The organism is Paracoccus marinus (assembly GCF_007018965.1).
Taxonomy (GTDB): Bacteria; Pseudomonadota; Alphaproteobacteria; order Rhodobacterales; family Rhodobacteraceae; genus Paracoccus; species Paracoccus marinus.
Window position 1 is genome coordinate 131,086 of the sequence record NZ_VJYZ01000005.1, and the last position, 19,975, is coordinate 151,060.

Below are 19,975 nucleotides of genomic sequence, written 5' to 3' on the forward strand. Positions count from 1 at the left end.
TAACATGGACGCTGCAGAAGCCGTCGCCGCCCGCATCCGCCGCCTGCGCGTGGCGCGCGTATGGGGCGAGGTGACGGCGATCAGGGCGGGACTGGTGATCGTCGGCGGGCTGGGACGCCGCGCGTCGATCGGCGACCGGGTGAGCCTTGGCGACGGGGCGCTGTTCGGCGAGATCGTGGCGCTGGGCGCGGACCAGGCCGAGGTCCTGCCCGAAGGCGCGGCCGACGGGCTGTCGGTGGGCGCGCCGGCAGAGCTTCTGTTCGCCCCGGCGATCGCCACATCCGATGCATGGGTGGGGCGGATCGTCGATCCATTCGGGCGCCCGCTCGACGGACGCCCGCTTGCGCCGGGGCGGACCGAGCGGGGTTTCCAGACGCCGCCGCCGCCCGCCGCGGGGCGCAACCGGCTGGGCGGCAGGCTTGGGACCGGGCTTGCCGTATTCGACACGCTGCTGCCGCTGGTCCGTGGCCAGCGGATCGGGTTGTTCGCCGGGTCGGGCGTCGGCAAGTCCACGCTGCTGTCCGCGCTCGCCCGCGGGGTCGAGGCCGACGTGGTCGTGATCGCCATGGTGGGCGAGCGCGGGCGCGAACTGCGCGAGTTCGTGGAAACCACTTTGGGCCCTGAAGGCATGGCCCGCGCGGTCGTGGTCGCCGCCACATCGGACCAGCCGCCGCTGATCCGCCGCCGCTGCGCCTGGGCCGCGATGGCGGTGGCCGAACATTTTCGCGACCAGGGCCGCCACGTGCTGTTCCTCGCCGACTCGATCACCCGTTTTGCCGAGGCGCACCGTGAAATCGCGCTCGCCTCGGGCGAGGCGCCGAGCTATCGCGGCTTTCCCCCTTCGACCTCGCAGACGATCATGTCGCTGGCCGAACGTTCGGGCCCGGGGCCCGAGGGATCGGGCGACATCACCGCGATCTTCAGCGTGCTGGTCGCGGGCTCGGATATGGAGGAGCCGGTCGCCGACATCCTGCGCGGGGTCCTGGATGGGCACGTCGTGCTTGACCGCAAGATCGCCGAGCGCGGGCGGTTTCCCGCCGTAGACGTGCTTCGGTCGGTCTCTCGTTCTTTGCCGCACGCGGCGTCGGCCGCCGAGAACGCGCTGATCGGTCGCGCGCGCGCCGCGATGGGGGCCTATGCCGAATCCGAACTGATGATCCGCGCGGGTCTTTACGCGCAAGGGTCGGACCCCGTTCTGGACGAGGCGGTGCGGCTTTACCCCGGTCTCGACAGCTTCGTCACCCGCACCGCGCAGGGCACCGATGACAGCTTCCGGTTGCTTGCCGCGGCACTGGAAAGCGGTCGCCGAGCAGCCCCGGCGGCATCCGGTTCCCCGCCCCGCCTCTGACATTTGGTCGCAGGCGACGGGCCACCCAAGCACCGGAAGCGCCGGAACTTTCACACCCGGCGGGTGTTGGAATGCGCACGCCGGGACGACTGCCCCGGCGAGTTGACGAGCGCAGTTTTGCCCAAGGGGTGGCCATGTCCGATCTTACCCGCGATCAACTTCCCGGCGAAGCGGTATCGGCTGCCCCGACGCAGGTCGCGGGTGTGGCGGGTCTGAATGACCCGTCGAACCGCGACCTTCGTCAGACCCTGGAACTTGCCGAGGAATTCGCGACGGTGGAAGTCGTCCGCGAGGAAACCGGCCTGATCCGGGTGCGGACCGTGACGGATTCCTTCGACGACGTCGTTCCCGCCACCGTGCGGGCCGAGATCGTCGAGGTGACCCGCCACGCCGTCGAACGGGAGGTCGATACCGCCCCCGAACCCCGCACCGAAGGCGACGTGACCATCATTCCCGTCGTCGAGGAGCGCGCGGTCGTCGTGACCCGTCTTTTCGTCACCGAGGAAATCCACGTCCGCCGCGTCGTCACGCAGGAGCCGACAGAACTGCCGGTCAACCTGCGTCGCCAGCGCGTGGTCGTGGAACGCGTCGATGCCGAAGGCCGGGTCTCGCCCGTGTCCAAAGGCGCGGGCGCGTACGACCCGGCCGGGACATCCCAAGAAGTCCCGGACCGCAAGACTGTCTGAACCGTCAGCGACAAACTCTCTTCAACCAACCTTCATCGATAGGAATGTTACGATGGCCATGGAACAAGACTACCAAGCCGGCGCGGCTCGCAGCCTTTCCGCCATGTTCGACACCCGTGAGGACGCTGACCGCGCCGTCGCGCGGCTGAAGGAAGTCGGCATCGCCGACGTGGTCCTGACCGGCGAAGAAAACGGCGGCTACTCCGTCGATACCGCCCCGGGCGTCACCGACCGTGACCGCGGCTTCTTCGAGTCCATCGGCGACTTCTTCTTCCCCGAAGAAGACCGTTATGCCTATGCCGAGGGCCTGAACCGCGGCGGCTACCTGGTCACCGTGTCGAACGTGCCGGAAAACATGTACGACCGCGCGCTCGACATCCTCGATGACGAAGGCGCCGTCGATCTGGACGCCCGCGAAAGCGAATGGCGCAGCCAGGGCTGGCAGGGCTACACCGGCGCGGGTGCCGCGACCGGCGCGGCCGTCGGCTCGACCTTTGCCGACCGCGACGTGACCGCGACCGACCGCGACCTCACCGACCGCAACCTGCGCGGCGGCGAACACATCGACGTGGTCGAGGAGCGTCTGAGCGTCGCCAAGCGCGAAACCGATGCCGGCCGCGTCCGCGTCCGCTCGTATGTCCGCGAGATCCCCGTGGAACAGGACGTGGACCTGCGCAGCGAGACCGTTCAGGTTCAGCGCCGCCCCGTCGACCGTCCGGCCGAGACCGGCGCGTTCGAAGAGCGCACGATCGAGGCCCGCGAGTACCGCGAGACCCCGGTCGTCAGCAAGGACGCCCGCGTCGTCGAGGAAATCGACCTGAGCAAGAACGTCGAAAGCCGCACCGAAACGGTTCGCGACACGGTCCGCAAGACCGAGGTCGAGATCGAGGACGAGCGCACCGCGATCGACCGCGACGTGGACAGCACGATCGACCGCACCGTCGATCGCAACCTGACCGACCGCGACGACACGTTCCGCTGATCCGTTCGGCCCATTGACCGTCGGGTGGCCCATGCGGGCCACCCGTTTTTATTCGTGTTGCTTTTTGTCAATAATCCGCATCACTTCGACTAAAGCTGCCGCAGGTCGCTCTGGGGCAGCCTCATCAGGACATATCAAATGGCACTAGGCGGCTACTTCACGCGCTTTCTTCAGCTGCGTGATGAACTTTCCGAAGACGACCTGGCGCGGCTTGCCGCCATGCCGACCAGGCTTGAGACGTTCCAGCCGGGCGAGGTCATCGTATCGCCGGGTCCGCATACCCGCAGCTGCCTCGTGGTGTCAGGGCTCGCCGGCCGGGTCACGATGCTTGCGGGAAAACCTGCGGTGCAGGCCATCACCGCCCTGCATGTTCCGGGCGATTTCGTCGATCTGCACGCCTTTGTCCTGAAGGAACTCGACCACGCTGTCGTGGCGTTCGGCCGGGTCGAGGTCGAGTTCGTCGACCATACCGAGCTCGCCCAGATGACCGAGCATTTTCCGCACCTCACGCGGCTGTTCTGGATGACCACGGCCATCGACGCCGCTGTTCACCGGCAATGGCTGTTCGCAAGCTCGGTCCTTCGCTCCAGCGCCCATCTGGCGCATCTCATCTGCGAACTTTACGTGCGGATGTCGTCGGTGGGCGCTGTCCGCGACTACATCATGACGGTGCCGCTGCTGCAGCGCGAACTGGCCGAGATCCTGGGCTATTCCTCGATCCACATCAACCGGGCGGTGCGTGACCTGCGCGACCGCAAGCTGGTCCGCTGGCAAGGGTCCGAGGTCGAGATCCTGTCGTGGGATGGGCTGACGCGGCTGGCGCGGTTCGACCCGACCTACCTGGAAATCGGCTACCGGCCGCGCTGAGGCGGCGCCTCACTGGCAAAGACGATAGCCGCCGTTCCGCGCCTTGATGTCGAGGTGCAGGTGGTCGGAATGGGCGTCATTCGATCCGGGGCCAAGGACGGTCGTGAACGCCAAGCAGGCGCTGCTGCGCACCGCCGCCTGGAACGATTCCAGCAGGTCGCCGCTGTCCTCGCGCGGGGCGACGGTCAGGTCGGTGCCGTCGTCGAAGCGGAAGGCCGCAATGTCGATGGCGTTGCCGACCGCGTGTTCCGACAGGCGCGAGGTGCTGGCGCCGCCCACAACCGGCCGGCAGAAATAGGTCGTCCCAAGCGTCATTGCGGTCACGCGCGGGGCGCCGGGCAGGCGCGCGGCCGCGGGCTGGACGAAGTCGCGGGTCCAGTGGGCCAACGCACGCGCGGTGTCGCAGCGCATGTCTGCGCCGCCTTCCAGCGCGAGGCCCGGCAGGATCTCGGTCACGCGGATGGGGCGCGCGATCCCGCAGTCGCGGTCGGCCGGGTCGGTGATCCCGGCCGCATCTTCAAAGGTCGCGCCGAGGACCGTCAGTTCCAGCTTGCAGGCGGATAGGTCGAAGTCGCTTTCGCGCAGAAGCTGGGGAACGGGCGGGCCGAGCGGCGTGGGCGGGACCGACGCTTGCGATCCGGGCGGGGGCGGCATGTCCTCGGGCGGGATCAGCCGGCCCTGCGTCTTGGGCTTGGCTCCGTCATCCGGCGACACGGGCGGCGCCTCGAAATCCTCGGGCGGGATCAGTTTTCCCTGCGTCTGGCGCGTATCGGGTGGCGGGCTGTGACCTGCCGCGGTCGGGTCCGAGGGGCGTTCGGGCGGGCGGTCCGCCGGGGCGGGATCGATGGACGCGCCGGTGCGGTCGGGTGGCGGCGTCTGCGCCAACGCGACCACACCGCCCGCAAGCGCCAGCGCGGCGGCCGCGGCAAGGACGCGCACGCGCACTCAGCGATCCGACATCGACGGGGGCAGGACGGTCGCGGCGGGCTCCACCACCGGGGGGATGGCGGCGCGCGGAACGGCGACCGGGGCCGCGAAAGGATCGATCACCAGCTGCCCCGGCGCCATCGGCTGGACCTGCCGCGCAGTCGGCTGCGTCTGCATCTGGGCCGGAACGGCAGTCTCAGGGGTCCCCACGGGCGGCAGTTCGAAGGGGATCGGCTGCTCGGAAGCGACGTTGCCGGGCAGCGGCATGGGCTGTGCGGCCATCGAGGGGTCCGCCAGATCCTGCGTGGTCTGCACCATGTCCGCCGGCAGCGGCACCGTTTGCGTGGCGGTCATGTCCGGCATCTCGGTCGCCGTCGCTGCCGTCGCTGCCGTCGCTGCCGTCGCTGTTGCGGACGCGACGCCACGCAGCGGGTTCGCGCCGGGACGCTGCGAGGTGACCAGCGTCAACGCACCCGCGCTGCCGCCGATCGCCTGCGCGACGGCCACGTCGGTCGCGCTGCCGCCCGGCAACGACAGGTCGCCCGCGGGCCGCGCCGACGCAGGCGGGCGGCTGCCCGCCATCGTGGCCCCCACGCCCGCCGCATCGGCGATGCTGACGCCGGGTGCCAGGAACTCCACCTCGGTGCTGCCCGGCTGGACCATGTGGGCAAGTTCTCGCGCGTCCCAGTTGGTCAGCCGGACGCAGCCATGCGACTGCTGGACGAACAGCCGCGACGGCGAGGGCGTGCCGTGCAGGCCGTATGTCGGCTCGCTGAGGTCGATCCACACGTTGCCCACCGGCGCGTTCGGGCCTGCCGGCACGACCAGCACACGGTCGTTTTCACCCTGCTTGAAGTTCTTGGACGGATCGTAGGTATAGGTCGGGTCCAGCGCCACCGCCGTCACCTTGTGGATCCCGTGCGGCGACGGCGTCTCGCCCGATCCCACGGTCGCCGGATAATCCGCGACCATGCGCCCGTCCGCGTCATAGGCCGCGACCCGGCTCGTCTGCTTGTCGACGATGATGCGCGCGACCTTGGCCCTGATCGGTTTCGCGGGCAGCGTGATGCGGATCGTCTCGCCGGGAACGAACGACGCGCCGGGGTTCAGCTGGGCCAGGAACTTGTCGTCCATGTGAAACCGCTCGCCCAGCTTCTCGACGACCGAGGTGTAGCCCTGCGAGGTCATCGCGGCCTTTTCGGCGTAGTCCGACGGAATGCTTTCGACCAGCCCCTCGGCGTCGGCATCGACGATCGTGTAGTCGGTCGTCATCGGCGCGTCCGCATAGGCGTGAAGCAGGTTCCAGATGTCGGGGTCCATGATCCCGTCCTGCGCCAGGCCGTGCCCCCGTTCGAAGGCAAGGATCGCGCTCTGGCTCATCCCGCCCTTGAAGCCGTCCACGACGCCCGGCGACACGCCCGATCGGTCGAGCAGGATCTGGATCCGCGCGGTCAGCGCCGACTGCCCCTGCGGCAGGTCGCCGCCGGTGTATTCCGCAAGTTCGATATCCTGCGAGTTGATGTCCGCGCGGGCCGATGGCGACTGCGCCCCGGCCGCGAGCGGCAGCGCGCCGAGCGCGATCAGGCACAGCGCGGCCGCGCGGAAGCTGCGGAGGCGGGGCTGCGGCATTGCGACCTGCATCGCGGCTGGCATCGTGACTGGCATCGTGACCGGCATCATGACCTCGGGGCGACGTTTCTTGTTGGCTCGTTTGCTTGTCGGCAAGAACGGGGGCGCGGGCAAGGGCAGGGCGGCGTGCGTCCGGTCAACAATCCTTGAATCCATGCCGGGGCAGCGCGCCCTGGCCGCAGCGTAGCGGCCGACGGGACTTGCGGGGGCGGCGCGGCGTGCGTGAAATGCGGCGCGAACCCGGGCGGCTTTGCGCCCCCGCGCCACCAGCAGGAAGGAACGTTCCCATGGCCGCCGAATGTGAGATCATCGACAAGGGCGACCGTCTGGTCGTCGTCAACCGCAACGTGGCGCGCCGCAACGCGATGTCGGCCGAATGGACCGCCGGGATGCGCAAGGCCTTCGCGCAGGCGGCGGCAGAGCCGCGCATCGCCGCCGTGATCCTTGTCGGCGAGGGCGGATTTTTCTGCGCGGGCGGCGATCTCAACATGCTGATGAAGGCCGCGTCGGTCGGCGAGGAACAGCGCCACGAGGGGATCGCCAACCTCGCCAACCTGATCCGCGACATCATGCGCTGCCCCCGCCCGGTGATCGCGGCGGTGGACGGCGGCGCGGCGGGGGCGGGGTTCTCGATCGCGTTCGCCTGCGACCTGATCGTGGCGGCGCGAGACGCACGCTTTACCGCCGCCTATGTCAACGCGGGCCTCGTGCCCGACGGGGGGCTGTCGGCCAGCGTCGCGGCGGCGCTGCCGCCCGCGCTGGCGGCCGAACTGCTGCTGACGGGGCAGCCGATCGGGGCCGAGCGGCTGCACCAGCTTGGCGCGATCAACGCATTGGCCGAGCCCGGCCAGGCGCTGGACGCGGCGCACGCGCTGGCGGACCGGCTGGCGGCGGGCCCGGCCGAAGGGCAGGCGGCGATCAAGTCCCTGCTGACGAGCGCGCGCGAACAGCTGATGGAACGCCAGCTTGCCGCCGAGACCCCGCTGATGGCCCGCGCGATCGGCAGCCCCGAGGCGTACGAGGGGATGGCCGCCTTCCTGGGCAAGCGCGCGCCCGACTATCCGGCGCTGCGCCGGGCGGCCGGGGACGCGCCCGCAGGGTAAGCGTGGCGAGCGAACGGCCGGGGGCTGAAAAAGCGGCCGGGGGGCGTTGACATTCGGCAGCCGCAAGCGCCCCTTCCGGGCACCCCGGCGCGGCGGTCCACCGACGCGCCGGCCTTTCCCGCCCGCCGTTTTTCGTTCGTCCAAGCACCGGAAATCCGCCGTGAGCCACCCCACCGCGTCCCACCCCGCCACGACCCACTCCACCGCGACCGTCACCCCCGCCAATTCGCAATCCGCCTCTGCCGCAGCCGTCACCGCGTGGTCGGTGCTGGGCGCGATCAGCCTGTGCCACATGGTCAACGACGTCATGCAGTCGCTGCTGTCGGCGATCTATCCCCTGCTGCGGGCGGAGTTCAGCCTGACCTACGCGCAGGTCGGATTGATGACCTTTGCCTTTCAGGTGACGGCCTCGATCCTGCAGCCGCTGGTGGGGATCGTCACCGACAAGCGGCCGATGCCGAAATCGCTGGCGGTGGGGATGCTCACGACCTTCTGCGGGGTGGCGCTGCTGTCGCAGGCGCCAAGCTATGGCTGGCTGCTGGTCGGCGCGATGCTGATCGGAATCGGGTCGTCCGTGTTCCACCCGGAAAGCTCGCGCGTGGCCCGCATCGCGTCGGGCGGGCGGTTCGGAACCGCGCAGTCGCTGTTCCAGCTGGGCGGCAACTTCGGTCAGGCGCTGGGGCCGCTGCTGGCCGCGTTCCTGGTGGTGCCGCTGGGGCGGCCGGTGATCGGCTGGGTCGCGCTGTTCGCGCTGGCGGGCGCCGCCGCGCTGTGGCGCGTGGGCGCCTGGGCCGAGGGGCGGCGCCGCGCCGCCAAGACGCTTGCCGCGCCCACGCCGCGCCTGCCGCGCGGCCGGGTGGTCGGCGCGATCGCGGTGCTGGCGCTGCTGGTCATGACCAAGAACTTCTACACCGCCAGCCTGTCGAGCTACTACACCTTCTTCCTGATCGAGAAGTTCGGCGTCAGCGCGCAGATGAGCCAGGTCATGCTGTTCCTCTTCCTCGGCGGGATGGCGGCCGGGGTGATGCTGGGCGGGATCATCGGCGACCGTGTCGGCGCGCTGACCGTGATATGGGTGTCGATCCTCGGCGCGCTGCCGCTGACGCTGCTGCTGCCGCATGTGGGGCTGATCCCCACGGGCATCCTGTCGGTGCTGATCGGGCTGGTGCTCGCCTCGGCCTTTCCCGCCATCGTCGTCTACGCGCAGGAACTGGTGCCGGGCCGCACCGGCATGATCGCGGGGCTGTTCTTCGGCTTTGCCTTCGGCATGGGCGGGGTCGCCGCCGCGCTGCTGGGGCAGGTCGCCGACGCCCGCGGGATCGAGTTCGTGTACCTGCTGTGCTCGTTCCTGCCGGTTCTGGGCCTGGCCACGATCCTGCTGCCCAGCGAGAAATCGCTGCGCGCCGCGTGACGTCGGGCGATCCGGCGCCCGCATCCGCGCCGACCCGGCGGCAGGTCATCCACGTCGGCTTCGACAGCTGCGGCGGGCAGGCGCTCGCCCGGCTGTTTCGCCGCAACGGCCTGCCGGTTCTGTGCTGGGACCGGGGCGCGGCGGCGGCCGAGATCGCCTATCTGGCCGCCGCCGGGCGGCCACCGCAGCCGGGCTGGCGCGATCTGGCGCTGCTGGCCGAGCTGCACAGCCACGCCGGACCCGCCCGCCCGCCGATCGAGGCGTTTCGCGAACTCGACTGGATCGACCGCCATTTTCCCGACGCGCTGATCGTGATGACCACCCGCGAGGTCGAGGCGTGGCTGGTCGAGCGGCTGTGCGCGACCGACCTGAACCGGTCGGCGCCGATGACCGCGCTGCATCGCGGCTGCGCGGTGTCGGACCTGCCGCGCCTGTGGTCGGACGATTGGCACGCGCATCTCGATGCCGTCCGGGCACGGTTCGGCGCGAGTGGACGCTACCTTGAACTGGATATCGACGCGCTCGACCCGCCCGCGCTGCGGAGGGCGCTTGCGGCGCAGGTGCCGGACCTCGCCGTGGCCGCGTCCCCCCTGCGTTCCGCGCCGCCGGACCCGGCACGGGCGCTTGCGCTTCTGGACGACGACCGCCCGCCCGCGACCCGCGCGCGCGGCCTTGTCGATCAGGCCACCGTGGACCGCCTGGTGGCGCATTGCGTCGGCCGGGTGTCGCCGGGAACAGGGGATGTGACGGCGGCCGTGTCGCCGCTTTACGCGTGGTTCAACGGCCGGCAGGGCGCATGGCGGCGCGACGGGGGGCGCTGGCCGCTGGCGCTTGGTGCCGATACGGGTCCGCCGCGCCGCATTTTCGCCCGCCCCGGCCCGCACAAGATCGAGCGGCTCGAGGGGGTCGTGAACGACCTGCGTGCGGTGGCGTTCGGCAAGCCGTTCCACATCGACATGCAGGACGGCCGCCGGATCGGGTCGGACGAAGGCGCGCCGGTGGGCGAGCCGGTGCTGGCCTACAACCGCCGCGCGGACGCCGTGAACGTGGCGCTGTGGCCCTTGCCCGGCGTCCACGCGATAGGCAATCCGGCCTATGCGCTGGCCGAAAGCGATGACGACCTTTCCTTTGCGGACAAGATCGACGCGGTCGTCTGGCGCGGCAGCCTGTCGGGGAACAGCCGCGCGCCCGACGGCACGCTCGGCCCCGCCGCGCACACGCTTTTCGCCCGCGCGTCCCGCACGGCCGGCGATCCGTCCTCCTGGGTCGATGCCGAACGCGCCGCCGCCACCATTCCCCGCGCCGCGATCCTGCTGGCGCATGCGGACAACCCCGACATGAACCTGGGCCTTGTTCCCGCGCGCGTCCTGCGACCATTTGCCGACCGCGCGCCCCTCGCGCAGCTGATCCGGCCCCGGCTGTCGCGCCGTGAGATGCTTGGCTATCGCTATCAGCTGTGCCTCGCGGGCTTCGACGTGGGCACCAGCTTCATCTGGGCCGCGAACTCGAACTCTGTTGTCCTCAACGAGGAAGCGGGGTGGGAGGTTTATTACTCCGCCCTGTTCCGGCCGTGGGAACACTATATCCCGCTTGAGCCCGGCTGCGGCGACCTGGCCCTGCGGCTGGACTGGGCGCGCGCGAACCCGAACGCCTGCCGCGCCATGTCCTCCGCCGCCCGCGCCGCGGTTCGGATGCTGTCGGACCGGGGCGGTCAGCTGGCGGTCATGCGCGCCGTGGCCGAGACGCTGCCGCCCGCCACCTTTCCGTTCTGACCGGAACCCGTCAAATATCAGCCGGAACGCACCGCGCCGCCTGACGTTTTCCGAGCGAACCATATGGAAGGAAAACCGATGGCACAGGACCTGACCGGCAAGCGCGTCCTCTTCATGGCGACCGACGGCTTCGAGGAAGTCGAGCTGACCGAGCCGCTGAAAGCGCTGGAAAAGGCCGGCGCGACGGTCGAGATCGCGTCGCTGAAGACCGGCAAGATCCAGGGCTGGGACAAGACCGACTGGGGCAAGAGCGTCAAGGCCGGGATCGCCATCGCCGACGTGAAGATCGACGAATGGGACGCGCTGGTGCTGCCGGGCGGCCAGATCAACCCCGACAAGCTGCGCGAGGAAAAGTCGGCCGTCGATCTGGTCCGCAACTTCGCCGCCGCCGACAAGACCGTGGCCGCCATCTGCCACGCGCCGTGGCTGCTGATCGAGGCCGGGCTGACGCAGGGCAAGAAGATGACCTGCTACACCAGCATCCGCACCGACCTGAAGAACGCGGGCGCCGACGTGCAGGACGAAAGCGTCGTGGTGGACGGCAACTACATCACCAGCCGCAATCCCAAGGATATCCCGGACTTCGTGGACGCGATCAAGGCGGCGCTCGCCCGCTGACGAACCTGCACGCCCCTGCGGGGTTTTCCCGCGGGGGCGTGCTGCGCTAAGGTCCCGGCGATCAGGGGACATGCGCGCCATGAAGGATCTTTTCGGACCGCAGCTGCACGACCCGCGCCCGCGCCCCCGCGCGCGGCCGGGCGCGCCCTGCGGGATGCGCCACGAACGCGAAGCGTTGGCCGACGGCGCGATCCTCGTCTGCGGCGTGGACGAGGCGGGGCGCGGCCCGCTTGCCGGTCCGGTCACGGCGGCGGCGGTGATCCTGCCCGCCCGCGGCATCCCGCGCGGCCTCAACGATTCAAAGAAGCTGAACGCCGCCGAGCGCGAGCGGCTGGCGCAGCGCGTCATGGCCTGCGCCGACTGGGCCGTCGCCCACGCCACCGTCGAGGAAATCGACGCGATCAACATCTACCACGCCGCGCACCTTGCGATGTGCCGCGCGGTCGAGGCGCTGCGGGCGCGCCCCTGCGTGGCGCTGATCGACGGCAACCGCCTGCCACGCGGGCTGTCGGTCGCGGGCCGCGCGATCATCGGCGGCGACGCGCAATCCGCGTCGATCGCGGCCGCCTCGATCATCGCCAAGGTCACGCGCGACCGGATCATGGTGGATTTGGCGCAACAGCACCCCGGCTACGGGTGGGACATCAACGCGGGCTATCCGACGCCCGCCCACAAGAAGGCGCTGCGGGAACTGGGCGCCACCCCGTTCCATAGGCGCGACTTTGCGCCCGTCCACAACATCTTGTGTAAAGATGAAATCGCAAGTACTTGATTCAATATACTATTTGACCGCGATTCGGTCCTGACTCATCATCCGGGGCAGAAAGATCGGCACCAGCCGGCGACCCCCTGAGGCAGTCCATGACGCAGACCATCCCGACCCGCCGCGCCGCGCGCGCGCCGGCCGACCACAGCCGCACGGGCGCCGCGCTGCCCCTCAACAGCATCCTTGCCGGTGACTGCGTCGAACAGATGCTGGCGCTGCCGGAGGCGAGCGTTGACCTGATCTTCGCCGACCCGCCCTATAACCTGCAGCTTCGCGGCGACCTGCACCGGCCCGACAATTCCAAGGTCGACGCGGTGGACGACGCCTGGGACCAGTTCGGCAGCTTCGCGGCCTACGACGCCTTCACCAAGGCCTGGCTTGCCGCCGCGCGCCGGCTGCTGAAGCCCGACGGCGCGATCTGGGTGATCGGCAGCTATCACAACATCTTCCGCGTCGGCGCCGAGTTGCAGAACCAGGGATTCTGGCTGCTCAACGACGTGGTCTGGCGCAAGTCGAACCCGATGCCGAACTTTCGCGGCAAGCGTCTGACCAACGCGCACGAGACGCTGATCTGGGCCTCTCGCAGCGAGGGGGGCAAGTACACCTTCAACTACGAGGCGCTGAAGTCGCTCAATGACGGCATCCAGATGCGGTCGGACTGGACCCTGCCGATCTGCACCGGGTCCGAGCGGATCAAGGGCGAGGACGGCGCAAAGGCGCATCCGACGCAAAAGCCCGAAAGCCTGCTTCACCGCGTGATCGTGGGCACGACCAACCCCGGCGACCTGATCCTAGACCCGTTCTTCGGCACCGGCACCACCGGCGCGGTCGCCAAGATGCTGGGCCGCTACTTCATCGGGATCGAGCGTGAGGCCGCTTATCGCGAGGTCGCCGAACGCCGCCTGTCCCGGGTCCGCCGGCTGGACACGGGCGCACTTGGCACCACCACCGGCAAGCGGGCGGAGCCGCGGGTCCCGTTCGGGCAGGTCGTCGAACGCGGCATGCTGCGCCCGGGCGAGGAACTGTGGTCGATCAACGCGCGCCACAAGGCGCGGGTACGGGCCGACGGCTCGCTGATCGGGAACGACGTGAAGGGTTCGATCCACCAGGTCGGCGCCGCGCTGGAAGGCGCGCCCAGCTGCAACGGCTGGACCTACTGGCACTTCAAGCGCGAGGGTCGGATGGTTCCGATCGACCTCCTGCGCCAACAGATCCGGGCCGAGATGTCGCAAAGCGACCTCGCCTGACCGGCTCGCCGGCGTCCCCTTGCCCGTGGTTCCGTCACGGGGCTGAAGGGGACAAACTCGCCCCGCCGCGCGGTGACGCCCGGCGGGGCATTTTTATAGATCCGTCAGGTGAGCCGCCCGCTCACGCGGGCAGGTCGCCGCGATGGACGACGTGGACCTTGTTTCCGTCGGGGTCGCGCAGGTAGGCCCCGAAATAGGCGTCCCCGTAATGCGGCCGGGGGCCGGGCGCCCCCTCGTCGCTGCCGCCCGCCGCAAGCCCGGCGGCATGGGCAAGGCTCACGGACGCTGGCGTGGGCGCAAGGAACGCGACCATGGTGCCGTTCCCCGCCGTCGCAAGCGCGCCGTCGAACGGAAGATGCGCGTAAAACCGGGGCAGGGTCGCCGACCGGCCGACCCAGCACCGCCAGTCCGGTGCGGCGCCGGTCGGCGGGACGCGCTGGACCAGGCCCAGCGGCCCAAGCACCGCGTCGTAGAACCGCGCCGCCCGATCCAGATCGGCGACTCCGACGGTCACGTGGCTGAACATCGCTGCACTCGCTTTTCTGGTTGTTCCTACAACGCCCCACGCGGCCGGGGGTTTTCGGCCCGGTTGTACGGGCCCCAGTCGTCGATCTCGGGATAGAACTGCCGCCGCCAGGCGCGCACGCGCGGGTTCATGCGCCGCCGCCACCACGGCGGCACCATCGCGACAAAGGTCATCGCCGGATAGCCGAAGGGCAGCTGCGGCGCCTCGTCCGCCTCATAGGTCTGCAGAAGCGGGAAGCGACGGTCCGGCTTGTAATGGTGGTCCGAATGGCGCTGCAGGTTGATGAGCAGCCAGTTCGACGCGGTGTGGCTGGCGTTCCAGCTGTGGCGCGGCATGACATGTTCGTAGCGCCCCGCGCCCAGATGGCGCCGCGTCAGCCCGTAATGTTCGACGTAATTCGTAAGCTCCAGCTGCCAGATCGCGACGAACGCCTGCCACGCGAACAGCAGGACGCCCTGCCAGCCGCCGAGCATCCCCGCAAGCGCCAGCATCCCGAGCTGCAGCGCGCCGTAGCGCCAGAACGGGTTGCGCCGGTCGCGGACCTTGCGCCCGGCGCGGGCCAGAAGCTTCGTCTCGGCCCGCCACGCCGATCGCGGGCAGGACCACAGGACCCGCGCGAAATAGCGGAAGAACCCCTCGTTATAGCGCGCCGACACCGCGTCCGCGGGCGTCGCGACCCAGGAGTGATGGACCAGCAGATGTTCGGTCCTGAAATGCGAATAGAGCGTCGATGCCAGCAGCAGGTCGCCCAGCCAGCGCTCGTGCCCCGGCTTCTGGTGCAGCAGTTCGTGGGCGTAGACCATGCCGATCGTGCCCGACATGACGCCGATTCCGAAGAACAGCCCGAGCTTTTCCCATGCGCCCAGATGACCCACCTGCGCGACGTACGAGATCGCGCCAAAGATCACCGCCGCCTGCACCGGAAACCAGATCACCGTGATCGCGCGATGCCAGAACAGCGCATCCGCGGGCGTCTCGGGGTCGGGATTGTCGCCGTTCAGGCCCAGAAGCGCATCGAGCGCCGTCACCAGGTACCACGCGTAAACCGGCATCAGCGCGAACCACCAGCCTCCCCGCCAGGTGGCCAGCGCCGCCAGCGGGACCAGCCCGAGCGACATCCAGAACGGGGCGGCGGATCGAAGGCGCGTGTTCATGGCGCCGACCCTAGCGCGCGGGAAAACGCCCCGCCAGACCCGGGAAGCGCCGCCCGGAAGCTTGCCCGCGCGGCCCGGTTCCGGCACAAGGGCCACGCGTCGCCTCACGTGGCGAAACTGGTAAACGCAGCGGACTTCAACGGAGTGCCCGCGTGGAAACGCGCGGAGTAGAACGGCTCAAATTCGGGGAAACCTCACGGGTCGCGCCGGTGGCAATCCCGAGCCAAGCCCCGCTACGGCTAAACGGTCGCGGGGAAGGTGTAGAGACTAGACGGGCCGCAGCTTACGGCAGCCTTTCGGGGCCGCCCTGCTGAAGGGATAGTCCAGCCCACGAACGCCGCGTCATGCGGCGGCGGCGGAAGCCGAAGTGGGACGAAAATCCGCCGCCTTCGGGCTTCCCGGTTCGAAGCCGGGCGTGAGGACGCGCAGCCTGCGACGGGGCATCTTCTGTCCCTGAATATCCCCTGTTCCGGGGCGGCGCGCCCCGGAAAGACGCCTCAGCCGAACAGCTCGCGGCAGAACACCAGCCCGTCGATCAGCGCATCGGCGTCCCGGGTGGTGTTGTACATCGCAAAGCTCGCGCGCGCGGTCGCGGTCAGGCCGTAGTGCTGCATCAGCGGCATCGCGCAATGCGTGCCGGCGCGCACCGCGATCCCGCGCTTGTCGAGCACCGTCGAGATGTCGTGCGCGTGCGCGCCCTGCATCGTCAGCGAGAAGATGGCGCCCTTGTGGGGCGCGTCGCCCTGAACGTCGATCCAGTTCAGCTCGCGCAGGCGGTCCCGGGTATAATCGCGCAGGGTCGCCTCGTAGGCCGCTATGTTTTCCATGCCCAGGTCCATCAGGTATTCCAGCGCGACGCCCAAGCCGATCTGGTTGACGATACCGGGCGTCCCCGCCTCGAACTTCAAGGGCGGGTCGGCGTAGGTGACGGCGTCGCGGGTAACCTCGCGGATCATGTCGCCGCCGCCGATGAAGGGGCGCATCTCGGCCTGCCGCTCGCGCGAGATCCAGATCGCGCCGGACCCGGACGGGCCGTACAGCTTGTGCCCGGTGATCGCGTAGAAATCGCAGCCGATCGCGGCCACGTCCACCGGCATGTGGACCGCCGCTTGGCTGCCGTCGACCAGCACCGGCACGTCGGTGCCGCGCGCGATGGCGGCCACGTCGACGATGGTGCCGGTCACGTTCGACATGTGGGTGACGGCCACCAGCCGCGTGCGCGGCCCGATCGCCGCCAGCACCTTTTCGGGGGGCAGGCTGCCGTCGGGTTCCGGCTCGACCCACTTCAGGACCACGCCCTGGCGTTCGCGCAGGAAATGCCAGGGGACGATGTTGGCGTGGTGTTCCAGCACGCTCAGCACGATCTCGTCGCCCGGCGCCAGCCGCGGCGCGGCGAAGGCGTAGCTGACCAGGTTGATCGCCTCGGTCGTGCCGGTGGTGAAGATCACCTCGTCCTCGTGCGGGGCGTTCAGAAACCGGGCGATGATGGCGCGCACCCGCTCGTAATTGTCGGTCGCGAGGTTCGACAGGAAGTGCAGGCCGCGGTGGACGTTGGCGTATTCGCCGGCATAGGCGGCGCCGATCGCGTCGATCACCACCTGCGGCTTCTGCGCGCTGGCGCCGCTGTCCAGATAGACCAGCGGACGCCCGTTCACCTGCCGCGACAGGATCGGGAAGTCGGCGCGGACGCGGGTTGGGTCGAAGCTCATGCGAACACCTCCGGCATGATGCCGAGCGACGCGGCCAGCAGGCTCAGCGCAAAGGCGGCCACGAACACCGTGCCGACGATGCCGAGCGCCACCAGCAGCGGATTGCGAAAGCCGTGGACGGCACGGATCAGTTGCACGGCCAGAACGAAATAGAGCGCGAAGGACAGCATGCTGAGGATGCCGCCCACCGCGGGAACGGCCATGCTGAAAAGGATCTGCGGGACCTGCACGAACAGCATCGCAATCTCGAGCCAGGCGGTGACCAGCAGCGCGTCGTCGAAGCGTCCGGTGCCGCCGAACATGCGTCCGACGCGGTCCACGAGTGCTGCGAAAAGCGCAGCCGCCCCGACCTGCAGCAGCGCCATGACGATCGGCTGCAAGGTCAGGCGGTCCAACCCCGCCTCGGCCCCGGGCAGCGTCCGCATGACGAGCCACGAAAGGATCGCGCCGACCGATGCGGCGAGGAAGATCGCGCGCCAGCTTTCGCGCGGGCCGATGCCCATGCCCTGCAGCGCGGCGACGGCGGCATCGGGGTCGCGGACGCTGACCCCGATCAGATCGACGATGCGGCCGATCATGGCGCGCCGCGCGGATCGCGCGGGCGGTCGTCCAGCGCGCGCAGGTTGATGAACCACAAGACGACGAAGGCCACACCGGCGATGCCCTGCGTCAGGTCCGCGGCCGGCCCCGGACCGACCAGCCCCTGCGTCATCCCTGCGAGAAGCATCAGCGGCGTGATCATCGCCAACGTCCAGATCAACGCCAGCCGCGCGTCCGCGCCCGTGCCCGTCCAGCCGAACGCGCGCGCGACGACCCCGGACAGCGCCGCCAGAAGATAGACGAGCAGCGGCATCAGGAACATCGTCGCCATCAGCGCGCCCCCAAGCCGCGCGCCCTGCGGGATCGAGGGATCGACCTCGGCCGCACGGACGTGGACGGGCCACTGAGCCACGAAGTACATCGCCAGCGTGCCGAGCAGCAGCGCCAGCAGCGCCGGGTCGCGCATGCCCCGCAGGCTGCGGACGGTGCGCGCGGGCGCGCGCCATCCCATCGCCAGCCGCGGGATCAGGCCCGGCGCCGCCGTCATCAGGCGGTCGCCTCGCGCCGGCCGTCGGCGATCGCGTGACGGTTCAGCCACAGCTCCAGCCGGTCGCCGATCTCGGCCCGCAGGTCGTCATCCTCGACCTCGGCCAGCGCCTCGGCCAGGAACGACAGGACCAGCATCACGATGGCCCGGTCCTTCGGCACCCCGCGCGAGCGCAGGTAGTAAAGCGCCACCGGGTCGATCGCGCCGGTGGTCGAGCCGTGGCTGCAGCGCACGTCGTCGGCGTAGATTTCCAGCTCCGGCTTGGCGAGGAACTGGCTGTCGTCGTCCAGCAGAAGCGCCTGGCTTATCTGGTAGCCGTCGGTCTTCTGCGCGCCGGGCTTCACGAGGATCTTGCCCTGGAACACGCCGACGGCGCCGTTCTTCAGGACCTTCTTGAACACCTGCCGGCTTTCGCAGCGTTCCGCCCCGTGGGTCACGAACACCGTGTCGTCGTGGTGGAACGGCCCCTGTGCGCCGTCGCCCAGGACCGCGCCCGCGACGTGGGCCACGCTGTCGTCTCCGGCGATGTCGATGATGGATTCGTGGCGCATCATCGTGCCGTTGAGCGAAAGGGTGAACGACTTGAAGGCCGCGTTCGCGCCGACGCGGCCGAAGATGTGGCGCGCGCCGATGCGGGTGTCGGCCGCGCGGATCGCGGCGATGTGGTGCAGCCGCGCGCCGTCCGCCAGATCGGCCTCGATCACCGTGTTCTCGCGCGCGCCCGCCATGCCCGTCTCTATCAGCGTGAGTTCGCCGCCCGGATCCAGCTTCAGGACGTGGTGCAGGACGATGTCGGCCGCCTCGTCGCGGCGGCGGTGGATGATGTGGATCGGGCGCGCGACCTCGGCCGTGACGTGGATCGCCAGGCCGTTCACCGCGACGGCGGTGTTCAGCGCGGCGAAGGGACGCACGACCGGCGTCTGTCCGGCCGCTTCCAGCGCGCCGTAGCTGCCGGCGATCCAGTGGCCGGGCTGCGCGTCGGCGGCCGCCAGCGTCTCGATCCGCACGCCGTCCGCGTCCAGCGGGTCCGAGGCGGCGGCGTCGAACACGCCGTCCACGAACACCAGCCGCAGCCGGTCGAGCGCGTCGAACATCTGCGGCTCTTCGTCGGCGATGGCGACGGGGGCGGGGGTGTCGGCGTTCAGGGTCCTGGGATCGGTGTAGCGCCAGTATTCGTCGCGGGGCTTCGGCAGGCCGGCCGCGACCAGGCGCTGCATCGCGGCGCGGCGCGCGCCGGCCGTGCAGCCGTCCTGCGGCGCCTGCAGCGCGGCCAGGCGCGGCGCGGGCGCGGGCTGCGTGCCGCCCACCACGTCGGGGGTCTGGATCCCGGACGGCGCCGCGCGGGCGGCGTCGTCGCGGCTGCGGGTGGCGGCGTCGGTCATCACGCCCCCTCCGCCAGGATGCCGGCGTAACCGTTGCGCTCGACCTCGAGCGCCAGATCGGGGCCGCCGGTCCGCACGATGCGGCCGTCGGCCATGATGTGGACCACGTCGGGGCGGATGTGGTCCAGCAGGCGCTGGTAGTGGGTGATGACGAGGAAGGCGCGCTCGGGCGAGCGCAGCGCGTTCACCCCGTCCGCGACCAGCCGCATCGCGTCCACGTCAAGGCCGCTGTCGGTTTCGTCCATGATGCACATGCGCGGTTCCAGCATGGCCATCTGAAGGATCTCGTTGCGCTTCTTCTCGCCGCCCGAAAAGCCCACGTTGACCGGGCGCTTCAGCATGTCGGCGTCGATGTCCAGCGCCTTGGCCCGCTCGCGCACCAGCCGCAGGAAATCGCCCGAGGACAGCTCACTCTCGCCGCGCGCCTTGCGCTGCGCGTTCACGGCGGTCCGCAGGAAGGTCATGTTGCCGACGCCGGGGATTTCCACCGGGTACTGGAACGCAAGGAACAGGCCGGCGGCGGCGCGTTCTTCCGGCTCCATCTCCAGCAGGCTTTCGCCGTCAAGCGTCGCCTCGCCCCCCGTCACCTCGTAGCCGTCGCGGCCCGACAGGACGTAGGACAGCGTGGACTTGCCCGACCCGTTCGGGCCCATGATCGCGTGGACCTCTCCCGCAGGGACGGTCAGCGTCAGCCCCTTGAGGATCTGCTTGTCCTCGTCTTCCAGCTTCACCTGCAGGTTGGTCACTTCCAGCATATCGTC

At 69.9% G+C, this 19,975-nt stretch carries 19 protein-coding genes; 10 read left to right on the top strand and 9 right to left on the bottom strand.

Annotated features, from left to right (window positions below; genetic code table 11):
- Positions 1–4 precede the first annotated feature (4 nt).
- The 4 genes from FNF32_RS03240 to FNF32_RS03255 all read left to right on the top strand — a co-directional run bounded on the left by FNF32_RS03240 (position 5) and on the right by FNF32_RS03255 (position 3,883).
- Positions 5–1,348 (top strand): FliI/YscN family ATPase, encoded by a 1,344-nt coding sequence (locus tag FNF32_RS03240; RefSeq protein WP_131674268.1) that lies wholly within the window; start codon positions 5–7, stop codon positions 1,346–1,348.
- Positions 1,349–1,419: 71 nt separating this feature from the next.
- On the top strand, positions 1,420–2,034 hold the full coding sequence (locus tag FNF32_RS03245; RefSeq protein ID WP_221930644.1) for a YsnF/AvaK domain-containing protein: 615 nt from the start codon (positions 1,420–1,422) through the stop codon (positions 2,032–2,034).
- 52 nt (positions 2,035–2,086) lie between these two features.
- Entirely contained in the window at positions 2,087–3,016 is a 930-nt protein-coding gene (locus tag FNF32_RS03250) for a YsnF/AvaK domain-containing protein (protein WP_246087658.1), read from the top strand.
- Between the two features lie 138 nt (positions 3,017–3,154).
- A complete protein-coding gene (locus FNF32_RS03255; protein ID WP_131674266.1) occupies positions 3,155–3,883 on the top strand; it encodes a Crp/Fnr family transcriptional regulator in 729 nt (242 codons plus the stop codon).
- Between the two features lie 9 nt (positions 3,884–3,892).
- Here the strand turns inward: FNF32_RS03255 and FNF32_RS03260 are convergent, their stop codons facing one another.
- Both FNF32_RS03260 and FNF32_RS03265 read right to left on the bottom strand, forming a co-directional pair.
- Positions 3,893–4,828, bottom strand: coding sequence for an extensin-like domain-containing protein (locus FNF32_RS03260; protein WP_246087659.1), 936 nt, complete (start codon positions 4,826–4,828; stop codon positions 3,893–3,895).
- Positions 4,829–6,475, bottom strand: coding sequence for a L,D-transpeptidase family protein (locus FNF32_RS03265; RefSeq protein ID WP_246087660.1), 1,647 nt, complete (start codon positions 6,473–6,475; stop codon positions 4,829–4,831). It lies immediately after the preceding gene.
- Positions 6,476–6,726: 251 nt separating this feature from the next.
- Here FNF32_RS03265 and FNF32_RS03270 point away from each other — a divergent pair, with 251 nt between their 5' ends.
- The 6 genes from FNF32_RS03270 (at position 6,727) to FNF32_RS03295 (ending at position 13,356) form a co-directional block, all read left to right on the top strand.
- Entirely contained in the window at positions 6,727–7,542 is an 816-nt protein-coding gene (locus FNF32_RS03270) for an oxepin-CoA hydrolase, alternative type (protein ID WP_131674265.1), read from the top strand.
- Between the two features lie 160 nt (positions 7,543–7,702).
- A complete protein-coding gene (locus tag FNF32_RS03275) occupies positions 7,703–8,953 on the top strand; it encodes an MFS transporter (RefSeq protein WP_425467881.1) in 1,251 nt (416 codons plus the stop codon).
- Positions 8,950–10,725: a glycosyl transferase family 90 gene (locus tag FNF32_RS03280; RefSeq protein ID WP_131674264.1), complete on the top strand. Its 1,776-nt coding sequence runs from the start codon at positions 8,950–8,952 to the stop codon at positions 10,723–10,725. Before FNF32_RS03275 ends, FNF32_RS03280 begins: the two co-directional genes overlap by 4 nt.
- A gap of 78 nt (positions 10,726–10,803) precedes the next feature.
- On the top strand, positions 10,804–11,343 hold the full coding sequence (locus FNF32_RS03285; protein ID WP_131674263.1) for a type 1 glutamine amidotransferase domain-containing protein: 540 nt from the start codon (positions 10,804–10,806) through the stop codon (positions 11,341–11,343).
- A 154-nt stretch (positions 11,344–11,497) separates the two neighbouring features.
- On the top strand, positions 11,498–12,115 hold the full coding sequence (locus FNF32_RS03290; protein WP_131674292.1) for a ribonuclease HII: 618 nt from the start codon (positions 11,498–11,500) through the stop codon (positions 12,113–12,115).
- A gap of 89 nt (positions 12,116–12,204) precedes the next feature.
- Positions 12,205–13,356: a site-specific DNA-methyltransferase gene (locus FNF32_RS03295; RefSeq protein WP_131674262.1), complete on the top strand. Its 1,152-nt coding sequence runs from the start codon at positions 12,205–12,207 to the stop codon at positions 13,354–13,356.
- Between the two features lie 121 nt (positions 13,357–13,477).
- Here FNF32_RS03295 and FNF32_RS03300 read toward each other — a convergent pair whose 3' ends face one another.
- From FNF32_RS03300 to sufC, 7 genes are all read right to left on the bottom strand, one after another.
- Entirely contained in the window at positions 13,478–13,870 is a 393-nt protein-coding gene (locus FNF32_RS03300) for a VOC family protein (RefSeq protein ID WP_342778014.1), read from the bottom strand.
- Between the two features lie 38 nt (positions 13,871–13,908).
- Entirely contained in the window at positions 13,909–15,036 is a 1,128-nt protein-coding gene (locus FNF32_RS03305; protein WP_131674260.1) for an alkane 1-monooxygenase, read from the bottom strand.
- A gap of 497 nt (positions 15,037–15,533) precedes the next feature.
- On the bottom strand, positions 15,534–16,745 hold the full coding sequence (locus FNF32_RS03310; protein WP_131674259.1) for a cysteine desulfurase: 1,212 nt from the start codon (positions 16,743–16,745) through the stop codon (positions 15,534–15,536).
- Positions 16,742–17,323, bottom strand: a complete 582-nt coding sequence (locus tag FNF32_RS03315) for a YIP1 family protein (protein ID WP_131674258.1) — start codon at positions 17,321–17,323, stop codon at positions 16,742–16,744. The genes FNF32_RS03310 and FNF32_RS03315 overlap by 4 nt, the downstream gene beginning before the upstream one ends.
- Complete coding sequence (locus FNF32_RS03320; RefSeq protein WP_131674257.1) at positions 17,320–17,832, bottom strand: hypothetical protein; 513 nt, start codon at positions 17,830–17,832, stop codon at positions 17,320–17,322. Before FNF32_RS03320 ends, FNF32_RS03315 begins: the two co-directional genes overlap by 4 nt.
- On the bottom strand, positions 17,832–19,214 hold the full coding sequence (locus tag FNF32_RS03325) for a SufB/SufD family protein (RefSeq protein WP_143796473.1): 1,383 nt from the start codon (positions 19,212–19,214) through the stop codon (positions 17,832–17,834). The genes FNF32_RS03320 and FNF32_RS03325 overlap by 1 nt, the downstream gene beginning before the upstream one ends.
- Positions 19,214–19,969, bottom strand: a complete 756-nt coding sequence (gene sufC, locus FNF32_RS03330) for a Fe-S cluster assembly ATPase SufC (RefSeq protein ID WP_131675344.1) — start codon at positions 19,967–19,969, stop codon at positions 19,214–19,216. Before sufC ends, FNF32_RS03325 begins: the two co-directional genes overlap by 1 nt.
- Between the last annotated feature and the right edge of the window lie 6 nt (positions 19,970–19,975).

Bases quoted from the DNA above. Each gene is read 5' to 3' on its own strand.
- FNF32_RS03310 (WP_131674259.1), bottom strand. From the start codon at position 16,745: ATGAGCTTCGACCCAACCCGCGTCCGCGCCGACTTCCCGATCCTGTCG.
- FNF32_RS03250 (WP_246087658.1), top strand. From the start codon at position 2,087: ATGGCCATGGAACAAGACTACCAAGCCGGCGCGGCTCGCAGCCTTTCC.
- sufC (WP_131675344.1), bottom strand. From the start codon at position 19,969: ATGCTGGAAGTGACCAACCTGCAGGTGAAGCTGGAAGACGAGGACAAG.
- FNF32_RS03265 (WP_246087660.1), bottom strand. From the start codon at position 6,475: ATGCCAGTCACGATGCCAGCCGCGATGCAGGTCGCAATGCCGCAGCCC.
- FNF32_RS03245 (WP_221930644.1), top strand. From the start codon at position 1,420: ATGCGCACGCCGGGACGACTGCCCCGGCGAGTTGACGAGCGCAGTTTT.
- FNF32_RS03285 (WP_131674263.1), top strand. From the start codon at position 10,804: ATGGCACAGGACCTGACCGGCAAGCGCGTCCTCTTCATGGCGACCGAC.
- FNF32_RS03255 (WP_131674266.1), top strand. From the start codon at position 3,155: ATGGCACTAGGCGGCTACTTCACGCGCTTTCTTCAGCTGCGTGATGAA.
- FNF32_RS03270 (WP_131674265.1), top strand. From the start codon at position 6,727: ATGGCCGCCGAATGTGAGATCATCGACAAGGGCGACCGTCTGGTCGTC.
- FNF32_RS03295 (WP_131674262.1), top strand. From the start codon at position 12,205: ATGACGCAGACCATCCCGACCCGCCGCGCCGCGCGCGCGCCGGCCGAC.
- FNF32_RS03290 (WP_131674292.1), top strand. From the start codon at position 11,498: ATGCGCCACGAACGCGAAGCGTTGGCCGACGGCGCGATCCTCGTCTGC.
- FNF32_RS03305 (WP_131674260.1), bottom strand. From the start codon at position 15,036: ATGAACACGCGCCTTCGATCCGCCGCCCCGTTCTGGATGTCGCTCGGG.
- FNF32_RS03240 (WP_131674268.1), top strand. From the start codon at position 5: ATGGACGCTGCAGAAGCCGTCGCCGCCCGCATCCGCCGCCTGCGCGTG.
- FNF32_RS03320 (WP_131674257.1), bottom strand. From the start codon at position 17,832: ATGACGGCGGCGCCGGGCCTGATCCCGCGGCTGGCGATGGGATGGCGC.
- FNF32_RS03315 (WP_131674258.1), bottom strand. From the start codon at position 17,323: ATGATCGGCCGCATCGTCGATCTGATCGGGGTCAGCGTCCGCGACCCC.
- FNF32_RS03325 (WP_143796473.1), bottom strand. From the start codon at position 19,214: ATGACCGACGCCGCCACCCGCAGCCGCGACGACGCCGCCCGCGCGGCG.